The 14,642-nt window shown below is 67.7% G+C and carries 12 protein-coding genes and 1 pseudogene; 8 read left to right on the top strand and 5 right to left on the bottom strand.

The window, feature by feature from the left end; translation table 11 throughout:
- Nucleotides 1-662: pseudogene (locus tag WAX14_RS12205) on the top strand (hypothetical protein); the annotation flags it as partial.
- 38 nt (nt 663-700) lie between these two features.
- On the opposite strand, the gene WAX14_RS12200 reads toward WAX14_RS12205, so the two are convergent.
- Nucleotides 701-1,330 carry a DUF1707 SHOCT-like domain-containing protein gene (locus WAX14_RS12200; protein ID WP_422628318.1) on the bottom strand — a complete coding sequence of 210 codons (630 nt, stop codon included), beginning with the start codon at nt 1,328-1,330 and terminating at the stop codon, nt 701-703.
- A gap of 192 nt (nt 1,331-1,522) precedes the next feature.
- Between WAX14_RS12200 and WAX14_RS12195 the strand changes: the two genes are divergently transcribed.
- Nucleotides 1,523-1,900 (top strand): YciI family protein, encoded by a 378-nt coding sequence (locus WAX14_RS12195; RefSeq protein ID WP_422628317.1) that lies wholly within the window; start codon nt 1,523-1,525, stop codon nt 1,898-1,900.
- Nucleotides 1,897-3,102, top strand: a complete 1,206-nt coding sequence (locus tag WAX14_RS12190) for an RNA polymerase sigma factor (protein WP_422628316.1) — start codon at nt 1,897-1,899, stop codon at nt 3,100-3,102. The genes WAX14_RS12195 and WAX14_RS12190 overlap by 4 nt, the downstream gene beginning before the upstream one ends.
- 9 nt (nt 3,103-3,111) lie before the next feature.
- Here the strand turns inward: WAX14_RS12190 and WAX14_RS12185 are convergent, their stop codons facing one another.
- Together WAX14_RS12185 and macS are read right to left on the bottom strand one after the other, a co-directional pair.
- Nucleotides 3,112-3,741, bottom strand: a complete 630-nt coding sequence (locus WAX14_RS12185) for a response regulator (RefSeq protein WP_422628321.1) — start codon at nt 3,739-3,741, stop codon at nt 3,112-3,114.
- Nucleotides 3,742-3,778: 37 nt separating this feature from the next.
- Nucleotides 3,779-4,936 (bottom strand): MacS family sensor histidine kinase, encoded by a 1,158-nt coding sequence (gene macS, locus WAX14_RS12180; RefSeq protein ID WP_422628315.1) that lies wholly within the window; start codon nt 4,934-4,936, stop codon nt 3,779-3,781.
- Between the two features lie 167 nt (nt 4,937-5,103).
- Between macS and WAX14_RS12175 the strand changes: the two genes are divergently transcribed.
- From WAX14_RS12175 to WAX14_RS12160, 4 genes are all read left to right on the top strand, one after another.
- Nucleotides 5,104-6,561: an adenylate/guanylate cyclase domain-containing protein gene (locus tag WAX14_RS12175; protein ID WP_422628320.1), complete on the top strand. Its 1,458-nt coding sequence runs from the start codon at nt 5,104-5,106 to the stop codon at nt 6,559-6,561.
- A gap of 119 nt (nt 6,562-6,680) precedes the next feature.
- Nucleotides 6,681-7,241, top strand: coding sequence for a YceI family protein (locus WAX14_RS12170; RefSeq protein ID WP_422628314.1), 561 nt, complete (start codon nt 6,681-6,683; stop codon nt 7,239-7,241).
- Between the two features lie 73 nt (nt 7,242-7,314).
- Nucleotides 7,315-7,695 (top strand): DUF3054 domain-containing protein, encoded by a 381-nt coding sequence (locus WAX14_RS12165; RefSeq protein ID WP_422628313.1) that lies wholly within the window; start codon nt 7,315-7,317, stop codon nt 7,693-7,695.
- Between the two features lie 50 nt (nt 7,696-7,745).
- Nucleotides 7,746-9,212, top strand: coding sequence for a peptide MFS transporter (locus tag WAX14_RS12160; RefSeq protein ID WP_422628312.1), 1,467 nt, complete (start codon nt 7,746-7,748; stop codon nt 9,210-9,212).
- Between the two features lie 26 nt (nt 9,213-9,238).
- Here WAX14_RS12160 and WAX14_RS12155 read toward each other — a convergent pair whose 3' ends face one another.
- Nucleotides 9,239-10,885: an NTF2-like N-terminal transpeptidase domain-containing protein gene (locus WAX14_RS12155; RefSeq protein WP_422628319.1), complete on the bottom strand. Its 1,647-nt coding sequence runs from the start codon at nt 10,883-10,885 to the stop codon at nt 9,239-9,241.
- 113 nt (nt 10,886-10,998) lie between these two features.
- The gene (locus WAX14_RS12150; protein ID WP_422628311.1) at nt 10,999-12,792 is read right to left on the bottom strand and encodes a penicillin-binding transpeptidase domain-containing protein; all 1,794 of its coding nucleotides are present in this window, start codon (nt 12,790-12,792) and stop codon (nt 10,999-11,001) included.
- Nucleotides 12,793-13,090: 298 nt separating this feature from the next.
- On the opposite strand from WAX14_RS12150, the gene WAX14_RS12145 reads away from it, so the two are divergent.
- Complete coding sequence (locus WAX14_RS12145) at nt 13,091-14,629, top strand: ATP-binding cassette domain-containing protein (protein ID WP_422628310.1); 1,539 nt, start codon at nt 13,091-13,093, stop codon at nt 14,627-14,629.
- The last annotated feature ends 13 nt before the right edge of the window (nt 14,630-14,642 follow it).

Here is a 14,642-nt window from a genome sequence, read left to right as displayed (position 1 = left end):
CACCACTGCCGCGGCGGAACACACCCGACGGACCGCGTCCCGCGGAAACCCAGTCGCCGAGCTCGGTGCCCCAGTCACCACCGACAACCGTGGCACCGCACGGCGGCACCACCTTCCCGCGCGTGTCCGCCACGATCGTCCCTGCCCTGCCTCGCCGGGACGGTCAAGGTTCGGCGTCCGCGCCCGACCCGCAGTCGCCGACGTCGATCCCGTCGATCCCGCCACTGCCACGCCGCCAGCGTGGCCCGGTACCACCGCCGCTGCCGCACCCGTACGTGCGTCCGCAGGCCCCCCAGCAGCCACCCCCCGGTCCGGCACCGGCGCCTGCGCCACGACCCGAATCGGCACGACCCCAACCTGCGCAGACCCAGCCTGCGCGACCCCAACCTGCACGAACCCAACCTGCACGGACCCGCGATCCCCAGGCCATCGAAAACTGGCTGTCGCAGTTGCGACGCACCGCGCCCGGCGTCGAACCACCCCGCCCGGCGCGCCCGGCACCCGATCGGCCTGCGACGCCGCGCGATCAGGATCCGCAGCTCGGCCGGTACCGCGACCCGAACCCGGAGCGTTCCGGACCGCCGACGGGAAGGCACGGCGACGAGGACAACGCCGGAGGAATCAGTGTCAGTGAGTTGATCGCCCGGCAGCGCCGCCCGTAGTACGCCGCGCGATCAGCGCAACAGCGTGCGCCGCGCGATCAGCGCAACAGCTTACGCAGTGCGGTGCCCAACGGGTGCCGCACTGTCAGCGAGCTGAAGTGCAATTTTCCGGTCACCACGAGGTGCAGCGGCCCGAACGGCGCCCCGGACCGCACCTTCGAGTTGGTGCTCGACCCGACCATGTCGACGCTGTCGACGTCAGCGGTCGCCTCCATCGGCACGATGAGGGTGACCGAGCCGAGGTAGTCGTTCAGGTCGATGTGCACCACCTGGGTCCGCATCACCGCTTCGGTGAAGTCGAGCACCACCGTCGACATCCGCGTGTCGATCCGCACCGTGGACGGCACCTCCCACCGCCCCTTGCGGGACAGGTTGGACATGCGTCCGCGGATCACCGCTGCACCGGCGGCGGACGGTGTGCCGGAGGCCGGGGCTTGCACCGGCATGTGCTGTGCCTGGATCTGTTGCAGATATTCCGGACGTAACGCGATCCCGGGCAGATCGACGAGAACCTGATTGACGTCGGCTCTGGTCTTGGCGGCCAGGACCGTATCCATGCGTTCGGTGAACTCGCCGAGCGAGAGCATGCCTTGCCCCACGGCCTGCTGCAACAACTGCCCGACGTGTTCGCGTTCGGCGTCCGATACCCGCAGATCCCTCGAGTCCATGTACACAACAGTAGGTGGCCGCTGATGTTCGGTCCCGCCTGTGTCGATCGGCCACGTGTCGATTCGGCGGTGCCCCGATCGTCATCCCGGTGAGAACTCGTATCGGTGCCCGCGAATTCTCCGAGCCGCCGCGCTCGGACGGACGAACTCGGCAGGATCGAGTCGGGATTACCAGGAGAAGGGACACGTCGAATGCGATACACGATTCTGATGCACTATCCGGAGGAAACCGGCGGGTCGATCGGCGAGGACACGATCGAAGCCGGCAGACGGGCGTTCGCCGCCTATGCGGCCACGCTGGAGCAGGCCGGAGTCCTGATCGGCGCCGAGGTATTGGCTCCGTCCGATCTGACGACCACGTTGCGGATGGTCGACGGTGATCTGCGGGTGCAAGACGGGCCGTTCGCCGACACGAAGGAACAACTGGGCGGCACCGTCGTCGTCGACGTCCCCGACCTCGATGCCGCGATCGAGTGGGCGCGGCAGGCCCCTCCGATTGATTGGGGCGCGGTCGAGATCCGGCCGGGAGCAACGCACACGGTCGGTGGTATTTGGACACCGAACACGTGAGGCAGTCGGATGCGTGGGCCGCCGCCGAGCACGCGGCGCGCGGCTCACGTGGCCGCCTGGTCGCGCTGCTCGCGTCGCGTTCCGGCGACCTCGCGCTCGCTGAGGACGCCGTGGCGTCGGCGTTCGAGCAGGCCCTGCTGACCTGGCCCGAACGCGGTGTTCCGGCGAATCCGGACGGGTGGTTGCTCACCGTCGCCCGGAACCGGCAGCGCGATGTGTGGAAGTCGGCTGCGCGTCGCACGTCCACTCCACTCGACGCGGCCGTCGACCGCGGCGCAGACCGAGCCCCCGTCTTCGACGACATCGATGCGGATGCGATCCCGGATCGACGGCTCGCACTGTTGTTCGTGTGCGCGCATCCCGCGATCGCCGAGTCCGCGCGCACGCCGTTGATGTTGCAGACCGTTCTCGGTTTCGACGCGGCGCAGGTCGCATCGGTGTTCGCTGTCGCACCGTCGGCGATGGCTGGACGATTGGTCCGCGCGAAACGGCGAATCCGGGACGCGCGGATCCCGTTCGTGGTTCCGGAGCGGTCCGCGCGGCCCGAACGCATTCCCGCCGTGCTCGAAGCGGTTTACGGCTGCTTCACGATCGCCCGCGCGTGCGGCAACATCGATATGGCGTCCGAAGCGCTGTATCTGGCGACCGCACTCGCCGAATCCGTCGACGAACCCGAAGCGTGGGGCTTGGCGTCGCTGGTCGCGCTGTCGCTGAGCCGGGCCGACGCGATCGACGCGACCTTCGTCCCGCTCGACGAGCAGGATCCAGCGTCGTGGGACACCGCACTCGTGGAGCGCGGTGAGGATTCGCTGCGCAGGGCTTCGGCGGGTGCGCGACCCGGACGTTTCCAACTCGACGCTGCGATGCACGCCGTCCACGCCGCGCGCCGGCACACCGGGGCCACGGATTGGCCGGCACTGGACATCTTGTCGCGGGCACTGGTCGAGGTGGCCCCGACCCTCGGTGCACGGGTCGCGCGGGCCGCGATCGTCGGGCACAGTCGCGGACCGGACGCGGGTCTCGACGTCCTCGGCACGATCGACGCGTCGGCCGCGGCCCGGTATCAACCGTTCCACGCTGTCCGCGCCGACCTGCTGGTCCGGGCGGGACGTGTCGATGACGCCCGCGCTGCGTTCGGCCGTGCCGTGGAACTCACCGAGGACGAAGCGGTCCGCACCTGGCTCCGACGTCGAATACCTTGAGCTGCATCACTATTCAAGACCCTGTTCGATCGCGTAGCGAGTCAGTTCGACCCGGTTGGCGAGCTGCAGCTTTCGCAACGTCGCCTGGACATGGTTCTCCACCGTCCGGTGGCTGAGGGTGAGCTTCACCGCGATCTGCTTGGCGGACAAACCTTTTGCGACGAACCGGAGCACCTCGGTCTCCCGGTCCGTCAGCGTCGGCGGTGCGGGTGCGCCGCGGTCCGCCGTCGCCGACATCCGCCGATATTCACCGAGCACCAAACCGGCGAGCCCCGGAGTGAACACCGCCTGCCCCGCCGCGGTGGCTTCGACCGCCTCCACCAGTTCTACCGCCGACGCGCTCTTGACCAGGTATCCCGATGCGCCGGCCTTCACCGCGCCGAGCACGTCGTCGCGTTCGGACGACGCGGACAGCACCAGCACCCGAGTCCCTGGCGAGACGCGCAGCACCGCGACGGTGGCGTCGGTACCGCTGCCGTCGGGCAGCGACATGTCCATGAGGATGACGGCCGGCCGTACCACCGCCGCCCGCCGTCCGGCCGACGCGACACTGTCTGCGCCTGCGACGACGTGGAAACCCGCGGCCTCGAGGTCCCGGGAGACGGCATCACGCCAGATGGGATGGTCGTCGACGACCATCACGGTGATGGGAGTGCCGGGTTCGTGCGCTCGGCGGTCATCCACGAGTGCTCACCCGCGGTATCCGGATTTCCCATTCGGTGCCTTCACCGGGAGCGCTGTCGAGGACCGCGACACCGCCGAGCCACTCGGCCCGGCCGACGATCGACTTGGACACGCCCATTCGGCCTTGTGCCTGCGCCTCGGCGAGGCGCCCCTCGGCGATGCCGTGACCGTCGTCCCGAATGCTGAGGACCACGTCGTCACCGAGGTCCTCGAGCAGCACGTAGGCTCTCGCGCCGGGACCGGCGTGCCGGTCGGTGTTGTCGAGGGCGGTGGCCGCGGCGGCGGCCAGTTCGACGGCGCGGGCCCGGTCGAGCAGGACGGGGTCGGCGGGGGCGGACACCGTCACGTTCGCGCCGGCGCCGGCCCGTAGCAGTGCGCGCAGATCCACCTGCTCCTCACCGCGGTCGACCTCGGCGTCCTGTTCGGAGATGAGCATCCGCAACGCGGTTTCCTGCTCGCCTGCGAGGACCGCCAGTTCGGCGGCCGGTCCGCCGAGTTCGTTCCCCCGTCGTTGCACCAGGGCGAGCACCTGCAGCACCCCGTCGTGGACCTGCCGGGCGAGGCGGTCCCGTTCCTCGGTGGCGGCCGCCATCCGCACCGCCTGCTCGAGCTGCCGGTGGGCGCGGCGGGCAGTCACGGTCGCGAAGCCCATCGCGACACCGACGGCGACGAGCACGGGGGCGGTCGCGTCCCGCCACAGGTCGAGGTTGATCTGGTCACGCACGACGGCGCTGACGGTGGCCATCACGAGGGCCGAGCATGTTCCGGCAACGGGTCCGCCGAGCACCGCGGCGGACAGCACAGCGCCCGCGACCCACAATGTGGTCGGCATCGTCTGGTGGTTGCTGTACCACTCGTGGTCGGCGACGAGCCGGGTTGCGGTCATAAGGGCGATCGCGACGACCTGGTCGAGCACCACGATCGCCGCGCGCGGTGTCGTCCCCCGCGCCAGCAGCACTGCGGACAAGATCGACCAGCCCGCGAGTAACGCGATGAAGAACCAGCTCAGGCCGGGTTTCGTGTAGTTCGGGACGGTCGAGAACTGGGAGCTGACCGCATAAACCAGGGTGACGATCCGGAATACTTGCGATGCTCGCCACAACGGCGCATCCGGATCGGCATCGCGCCGCGTTCGTCCGGTTCCTCCCATTGCCGATGTCTCCCAGGTTCGTGCGATCGAGCAGATCGTAACGCTCCGGTGACGCGTTTTGCCGACCACGACATACTGTGAGGGCAGCCACAGTGGTTTGATTTGAAGTCGTGTTGAGGTCATACCGGGCTGTTGCGACGACGCTGCGTAGTCGCTGGCCCCTCTATATGGTCTCGATGGGCGCCTCGAATCTGTTCGGCGCCCTGCTGGTGTTCGCGTTCGTCCGCTACGGCATCCCGATCGCGGAGACGGAGAACATCATCGCGGACCGTGTCCGCAACTTCGCCGTGTTCGCGGTGTACCTGGCGTTCGCCGGTGCCGTCAGCCTCACCGCCGCGGCGTTGATGCTGCGTTCGGTGGTGCGCTGGCAGTTGCGCGGCGGCCCGCCGACACGCTCGGAGCAGATGGCCGCACTGCACGCACCGCTGCGGCAGGCAATCGTGCACCTGGTGCTGTGGATTCTCGGCGGCGTACTGTTCGTCTTCCTCACCGCCGAGGAGATGCCGTCACTGGCCGCTGCGGTGGCGATCACCGTTGCGATGGCGGCGACGAGCACGTTCGGGTTCACCTACATGCTCGGCGAGCGGATCCTGCGCCCGGTGGCCGCTCAGGCACTCAGCGAAGGCAGGTTCGATCGGACGATGGCGCCGGGCGTCGGCACCCGGCTGGCGATGACCTGGGGCCTGGGCACCTTGATGCCGGTGGCCGGCATCATGCTGCTGTGCGTCACCCAGCTCACGTCGGAGATGGAGTTCTCGTCGGATTCGCTGTCGTGGGCGATCCTCGCGCTGTCGGTTATGGCGATCGGATTGGCACTGGTGCTCTCGACACTGACGTCGGCGCAGATCTCCGATCCGGTCAAGCAGTTGCGCTGGGCGATCGAGCGGGTGCAGCGCGGCGCGACCGGCGTGCAGGTCGAGGTGTTCGACGGCAGCGAGATGGGCCGGCTCCAGGTCGGCTTCAACCGCATGATGGCCGAGTCCGACGAGCGGCGGCGGCTGCGCGAACTGTTCGGTCAGCATGTCGGCGAGGACGTCGCCCGTCGCGCACTGCAGTACGGAACCGAACTCGGGGGCGAGACACGCTACGTGGCGGTGCTGTTCGTCGACATGGTCGGCTCGACAGCAACCGCCGCGGAACGACCGCCGAGCGAGGTCGTGGACCTGCTCAACGAGTTCTTCCGGGTCGTGGTCGATGTCGTCGATCGGCATCACGGGTTCGTCAACAAGTTCATGGGCGATGCGGCGCTCGCCATCTTCGGGGCACCGCTGGACCGCCCGGATGCGCCCACGGCGGCGCTGGCCGCCGCGCGAGAACTGCGCTTCGCGCTGGACGAGATCACCGGTCTCGACATCGGCATCGGTGTGTCGGCGGGTCTCGCGGTCGCGGGCAACATCGGTGCCGCCGAGCGATTCGAGTACACCGTGATCGGTGATCCGGTGAACGAGGCGTCGCGCCTGACCGAGCTCGCGAAGCTACGCCCGAGCCGCGTACTGGCCTCGTCGAGTGCGTTGTACTTCGCCGACGACGACGAGCGGAACCAGTGGGCGCTGGGCGACGAGGTGCAGTTGCGCGGCCGCAGGCGACTGACCCATCTGGCCTCCCCGGTGCAGTATCCGGAGTGATCCGCCCCACCGAGTAGTTGCGTAGTCAATCATTCGGTGGCATGATGGACCCATCAGAAGTTGAATATTCAATCAAGAATGTTCATCGACAACGCTGTCCACCGACACGAGGAGTTGCCATGACCACCGCCTCCACCACCATCACGTTCCCCGGCCTGACCGCAGGCACCTGGGCCATCGACCCCGTCCACTCGACCGTCGGTTTCACCGTCCGCCACCTCGTGGTCAGCAAGGTCCGCGGCAGCTTCCAGAACTTCTCCGGTGCCATCACCGTCGCAGACGACGGCACCGCCGCCGTGACCGCCGAGATCGCCGTCGACTCCATCGACACCAAGAACGCCGACCGCGACGCCCACGTCAAGTCCGCCGACTTCTTCGATGCCGAGCAGTTCCCCGCCGCGACCTTCACCTCCACCGGCGTCCGCAGCACCGGCAAGAGCTACGTCGTCGACGGTGACTTCACTCTCCACGGTGTCACCAAGCCCGTCGAACTCGAACTCGAGTTCAACGGCGTCAACGCGGGCATGGGCAACGGTCCGGTCGCCGGCTTCGAGGCCACCACCGTCATCAACCGCAAGGACTTCGGCATCAGCATCGACATGCCGCTCGAGGGCGGCGGCGCCGTCGTGGGCGACAAGATCACCATCTCCCTCGAGATCGAGGCGGGCCTGCAGGCCTGAGTCGAACCCCACCGAGCGAGCGTCGTCCGTCCCGGGCGACGCTCGTTTTCGTCTCCGACCTACGCTTGATCTCGTGAGAAAGTACGCGCCTGCGTTGGTGATCGACATCGTCCTCGTCGTGGTCTTCGCCGCCCTGGGGCGTTCGAGCCACGACGAAACCTTGAGCATTCCGGGGATTGCGACGACCGCATGGCCGTTTCTCGCCGGGCTGACCGTCGGCTGGTTCGCGACTGCAATGCTCTACCGCGACAAATTCGACGCCCGCGCCGCCGTCCCGACCGGCGTCCTGGTGTGGCTGTGCACGCTGGTCGTCGGCATGCTGCTGCGCGTGGTCACCGGGCAGGGCACCGCGACCGCCTTCATCGTGGTCGCAACACTGTTCCTCGGCGTGTTCCTGGTCGGCTGGCGGCTGATCGACCGCAGGTGGGTCCACCGCGACACCGCGAAGCGCTGACACCCGCGAATCCTCCGCGCGCACATCGTCCCGGTGGGACAGTGTGCTTCATGAGTGACACCGCCGCCCGCCCGGAATCACAATCCGACCGCCGGTTCCTCGGCCAGCCTCTTGCCCTGGCGAACCTGTTCGGCGTCGAGATGTGGGAGCGATTCTCCTTCTACGGCATGCAGGGCATCCTGATCTACTACCTGTACTACTCGGCCGCCGAGGGCGGGCTGGGGGTCAGCAAGGTGGCCGCCACGTCGATCGTCGGTGCCTACGGCGGCACCGTATACCTGTCGACGATCCTCGGCGCGTGGATCGCCGACCGGCTGCTCGGTTCGGAACGCACCCTGTTCTACAGTGCCGTGCTGATCATGTCCGGCCACATCGCGCTGGCCTTGATACCCGGTCTGGCCGGTGTCGGTGTCGGCCTGGTCCTCGTCGCGGTCGGCAGCGGCGGCCTCAAGGCGAACGCGACGTCGCTGGTCGGCGATCTGTACGGAGAACAGGACGAGCGCCGCGACGCGGGCTTCTCGATCTTCTACATGGGCATCAACCTCGGCGCTCTCGTCGGCCCACTGCTCACCGGCTGGGTGCAGACCAACATGGGCTTCCACTACGGGTTCGGGCTCGCCGCGATCGGCATGGGCATCGGCCTGATCCAGTACTCGCTGGGACGTAAACGCCTCGCCGGGATCGGTGCCACCCCGCCGCACCCGCTGCCGGAAGCGCTCCGCATACGCGTTGCACTGATCGCGGTGGTCGCAGTGGTGATCGTCGCGGTTGCCGCGCTGACCGGGCTCATCACGACCGGCAACATGTCGGACCTCGTCGTGACCGCGACGATCATCGCGGCGGTCGTGTACTTCGTGGTCATCCTGTCGAACAAGTCCATCACGCCGATCGAGCGCAAACGCGTCATCTCGTTCATCCCGATGTTCCTGGCCAGCGCCGCCTTCTGGTCGCTGTTCCAGCAGCAGTTCACGATGGTCGCGGTGTACTCGGACACCCGCCTCGACCGGAATCTGTTCGGCTGGGAGTTCCCGCCGTCGTGGGTGCAATCGATCAACCCGGTGTTCATCATCATCTTCGCCGGTGTGTTCGCGGCAGCGTGGACAAAGCTGGGTTCGCGGCAGCCGTCGTCACCGATCAAGTTCGCGATCGGCACCATCATCATGGGCATCGCGTTCCTGTGCTTCATCCCGATGTCCGGCGGCGGACCCAACAGCGCACCGCTGCTCGGTCTGGCCGGCATCCTGCTGCTGTTCACCTTCGCCGAGTTGTTCCTGTCCCCGGTGGGCCTGTCGCTGTCGACGAAACTCGCTCCGAAGAGCTTCCACACCCAGATGGTGGCGTTGTTCTTCCTGTCGGTGGCGCTGGGCACGGCCATGGCAGGCACCCTCGCGAAGTTCTACGACGAGAACAACGAGGTGCCCTACTACCTCTGGATCGGCGGGGCGTCGATCGCCGTCGGCATCGTGCTGGCCCTGATCTCGCCGTGGATCCGCACGATGATGCAGGGCGTGCACTGACAACCCGACCGCCCCGTGGCGAAGCGTCAGAACGCGTCGGCCGGTTTCGCGAGTTCGCGCAGGAACATGTCTGCCATCTTGACGGCGCGGTCACCGCCGTCGGCGTTCGCGACGAACACGGCGAACGCGAGGTCGCCGCTGACACCGTAGAACCAGCGGTCGTTGTCGTTCTGCGCGGCGATACCCGTCAACCCGGGGTGCCCCTTCAGAAACGACGCCGGCCCGTTCTGAACGTTGTCGACCATCATTCCGCGCAGCGCGTCGATCGCTCGAGGAGGCAGCGGATCAGCCGGGTCCGACACGGTCGCAGGCTGACCCTGCACGATCGTCGGCAGCGGCGATGTTCCGCGGGCGACCGATGCGGCGAGCAGCGCTGCCCCGAGCGGGCTGAGTAGCGTGTCGTTGTCCGATGGGGAACTCGTGAACTGCACGACACCGTCACGGTCCTGCCCGAACTGTGCGGTTTCGAAGTCGAATCCGGGCACGGTGTAGTCGAGGCCGAGGCCGAGGCTGCGCGCGACGTTGCCGAGCTCGGCGGTGCTGACCTGCGACGGGTCCTTCCCCAAGGCGATTGCTGCCGCGAGCCGGATCGGGTCCGCAGCAGAGCCCGCCGGATACAACCCTCGGGTCGCGACGGGGCCGAGTTCCATCGCCTGGTTGTTCACATCGAGCGCGAGGATGCCCCCGGTGGACGGCTGGATCGCGACGATCGCGGCGGGGGTGCCGACGCTGACGACCGCTTCCTTCGCGGCGAGTTGGACGTGCGAGTCCAGGGTCGAGGCGAGATCCGGCGGCGGTGGACCCTGGAAGCCGGCGACCTGAATGGGACCGCTCTGCGGGTCCTCCAGGGTCACGGCCCATCCTGCGGTCCGATCGCGCTCGAGCTGCCACGCGCCGCGCAGCGAGTCGAGCAGCGGGCTCGAGACCCGGCGGTCCGAGCTGATCAGCGTCGGTGTCTTGATCACCTCGACACCGGGAATGGGGACGATGGAGTCTTCGAGGAACTGGTAGTCCTGGTCGCGCAGTTTGACGGCGGCGATCCGCTCCCCGGGCTGATCTGTCAGGCGCTGCTGCAACGACAGTGCGGTGATGACCGGCGCGACGGGGGCGAGGACATCGCCGAGCAGCGTCGTCGTCAGCACCGGGTCGGGCATCGTCGCGGGATCGAGCACAACCGTGTTGATCGTCTGCTCGTCCATCAGCAGCTGCCCGTTCCGATCGAAGATCCGCGGCGGCGCGGCGTCGGTGCGGACATGGTGCACGGTGCGCCCGCCCCCGAGATCGGGCACGACGACGTCGGGGCTCCACGACACCCGCCAGCCGACGGCGAGCTTTTTGACGGAACCGTCGACCTGATACGCCCAGTCCTTGTCCGGACCGAAGTTCCAGTTGCCCGAGAGAGTGAAGTAGCCGGATTCGTCGGAGAGCTCGACCAGTTGGGTGATGTCGTAGTCGACGGTGCCGTCGGACAGGCCGTCGAACAGCTGGGTCAGCGTCGCCGACGCCGCGTTCGGATAGGACGTGAGCGCGGCCGCACCCTCGGCATCACGATCGTTGAGTTCGGCGACGAAGTCGCCGACGAGCCGTTCCGCGTCCGTGCGGGAATCGGTGAGTGTGAACGCCGCGACCCCCGCCGCCACGCCGATCACAAGCGCGGAGATGAGCGCGACCATTCGCACTCGTCGCCGTTCCCGGGAACTCATACAGTTCAACCTTCACTTCAGTCACTTGAGCCTCAAGCGCAGCTTGCCTACAATGCTGTCACAGTTGGACTACGCGCCCCGAATCACCCCCTGAACATTCGCCCGGCCACATCCACTGCCGGAGCCGAACTACCCGCCCCTGCAACGAAAACCGCGAAGGCCAGATCGTTCTGCCCTGCGATGAACCACCCGTGCGCCCCGCTGTTGTCACCGTACTCCGCAGTCCCCGTCTTACCGATCAGTTCAGGAATGTCGCGTAGCGCGGTTGCAGTCCCGTCGGTCACGGTCTCGCGCATCATAGTTCGCAACGCAGCAGTTGTCGCCGCGGACGGCGGGTCCACCACCGGATCCGCGACCGCAGGCTCACCCTGCACGATCATCGGCAACGGCGTCGAGCCACCCACGATCGACGCCGCGACCATCGCCATCCCGAACGGCGACGCCGTCACCGCACCCTGACCGATGGCCGACTCGACCCGCTGCGCCGCAGACTCGGGGACCGGGACGTTGCCGGTCACGGTCACCAACCCCGGTGTCACATAGTCGATACCGAGCCCGAACTGTGCCGCAGCGTCCGGCAGTGCTGACGCGGGCAGGTCCACCGCCAATCGTGCCATCGTCGTATTGCAGGAATGCGCGAACGCCGTGTGCAACGGCACCGGCCCCAGATCGAAGCTGTCGTCGTTCGGAATCGTACGATCCTCGATGGTCGCGACACCGGGGCACGGCAGCACGGTGTCCGGATCCGCCGTCCCCGCCTGCAGCGCCGCCGACGTCGTCACCGTCTTGAACGTCGACCCAGGCGGGTACAGGCCGGTCAGTGCCACCGCTCCCGCACTGTCCGCTGCGGCGTTCTGCGCGACCGCGCGCACCGCACCCGTGGACGCTTCCACCGCGACGACGACCGCAGGTTGCGGCACCGACGCGACCGCAGCCTCCGCGCGCGCCTGCAACCCGAGATCCACCGTCGTGTGCACATCCGGCGCATCCGATCCGTCGACCCCGGCCAACCGCGTCGCCGTGCCGTCCGCCTGCACCGACTGGACGGCCCAGCCTGCCGCCGCGTCCTGTCCGTCCTGCCACAGATCCGTGAGACCCGACCAGACCGGCGATGCCAACGCCCGGTCCACGGTCAGCAAGCGCGTCTGCGCAGCCAAGGTCACTCCGGGCAACGCCGCCAGTTGCGCCTCGACGGGCGCGAGGTCCTCGCCGCGCAACGTCACGGCCGTCGCCTGCCCGGAACCGGCTGCCGCGAGTTCGGCGCTCAGCGACTCCGCGGTGATCGTCGGCACGATCGTCGCAAGAACCGCGGCGACCGCCACCGGGTCCGCGGTCGCGTCGAGGTTCACCAGCGTGACGACCTGCTGTTCCATCAGTGGCCGCCCGTCACGGTCGAGCACCGCCGCGGGCACACCGTCCGTCCGGATGCGGCGCAACGACGTGTCGGCGGTCAGCGTGGGCGCGACGACCGCAGGATCCCAGCGAATCCGCCAACCCGAGTCGCCGTCGACGGCGGACCCGGTCGTGCGATAGGACCACTCGGGTGACGCGGCCGCACCCGCCGCCACGTCGGGGTCCCACCGCCACACCACGTCGAGTTCGAACGCGCCGTCGTCGCCCGTGCCGGCGAGTGTGATGTCGGGTGTGTCGGGACCGAGTCCGTCGAACACTCGGCCGATCGCCGAGGCCGCCGCTGCAGGGTCGGTCGTCAGGTCCGCGGCGCCTTGTATGTTTCCCTCCTCGAGTGCCTCCGCGAACTGTTCGGCGACGGTGTCCGGCTGATCGGGGCCGGAAGAGCATCCGGCCGCCACGAGCGCAGCCGCCGTTACGAGCGGCAGGATCATTCGTCGTCGAAGAAGGCGCACACGTTCGATCATGCCCGAATCCGACCACCCGTGCCGTCACCGCCACCGCGCATCTCCCCGGTCCGCATCGGCTGCACGTGCCGACATCACGCGCCGATTCGGAATCCACACCGGTATCAGCACGGGCGGATTCCGAATAGTGAGGCAGATCTCGGAAGCATCGGCGCACAAATGGGTTGCACGTTCCGATGCCGTTTCCTATCGTGGAGGCGTCTTGTTCTCGTCGATCGGAGAAGGCCCTTGCTCCTGTAGAGGTTTCGCACCCCGCACGTCCGAAACGTGCGGCACGTCGCTACCTCCAGGAGTTCACATGACCTCTCCCATCGGCATTTCCCTGTCCGACCTGCACTACGCGCATCCCGACGGCACCCTCCTCTTCGACGGACTCGACGCCACCGTCCCGATCGGACGCACCGGCCTCGTCGGACGCAACGGTTCCGGCAAAACGACTCTGCTACATATCGTTTCGGGAATCGTGACACCGACACGCGGATCGGCCACGGCCCGTGGGCGAGTCGGCTACCTGCCACAGGATATTACGCTCGACCCCACACTGCGGGTCGAGACTGTGCTGGGACTGGAGACTGTCCGGGCTGCGATGCGGCGCATCGAATCCGGCGACGGATGCGTCACAGACTTCGAGATCGTCGGCGATCGCTGGGACCTCGAAGAACGTGCGATCGCGACCGTCCACCGTCTCGGACTCGACCGAATCCTGCGCAATCGGAACGACTTCGATCGCACCGTCGGGACGCTGTCAGGAGGTGAGACGGTACTGATCGCACTCACCGCACGGTTGATCGACGATCCGCAGGTGCTGCTACTCGACGAACCGACCAACAATCTCGACGCCGCCGCGCGCGGCCGGTTGTACGAGGCGCTACGGCAGTTCACCGGAACACTCGTCGTGGCTTCCCACGACCGTGATCTGCTCGAACGGATGGATACGATCGCCGAGTTGCGGGACGGCGCGCTGCGCTTGTTCGGTGGCAACTTCAGCGAGTACGAGCGGATCGTCGCGGCGGAGCAAGAGGCCGCGCACGCGGCGGTCCGGGATGCCCGCAACGATGTACGCAGGCAGGCCCGCGAATTGTCGGCCGCCCACATCATTCTCGATCGTCGGGAACGCTACGGGCGCAAAATGTTCGAGAACAAGCGTGAGCCCAAGATCATCATGGGTGCACGCAAGCGCGCAGCCCAGGAGTCCGCGGGCCGATTGCGCCGCGAGCACGAGGGCAATCTCGAGGCGGCACGCGCACAGCTTTCGCATGCTCAGGACGCGGTGCGCGACGACCGGGAGATCCGGGTGGATCTTCCTGCCACCGCGGTATATCCAGTTCAGCGGGTCCTGGACGGCCCGATCGAGGTTGTCGGGCCGGAACGCATCGCGCTGCGCGGCTCGAACGGCTCTGGGAAGTCGACGCTGCTGCATCGCATCGTGGACGCCCCACCGCTGGTGCCGTTCGCGCTTCTTCCCCAGCGACTCGACGTGTTCGACGACGAACTGTCCATCGTACAGAACGCCGCGTTGCGAGCACCGCATTGTTCACCACAGGATATCCGGGCGCGCCTGGCGCGCTTCCTGTTCCGCGGCACCGACGCCGACCGCGCCGCCGGCGCACTGTCGGGTGGCGAACGATTGCGCGCTGCGTTGGCGATTCTCCTCGCCGCCGATCCGGCACCTCGGTTGTTGATGCTCGACGAGCCGACGAACAATCTCGATCTTCCGAGTCTCGCGCATCTCACGCAGGCACTCCTGGCGTTCGAAGGCGCACTCGTGGTGGTGTCGCACGACGAGCGCTTCCTCACGGAAATCGGTGTGGCTCGGTCGATCACACTGGAGCGCTGACCGCCCCCGTGGG

The organism is Rhodococcus sp. (in: high G+C Gram-positive bacteria), from assembly GCF_049299235.1.
Lineage (GTDB): Bacteria > Actinomycetota > Actinomycetes > Mycobacteriales > Mycobacteriaceae > Rhodococcus.
The sequence above is the reverse complement of the archived record's forward strand: the minus strand, read 5'-3'. Positions and strand labels throughout refer to the sequence as shown.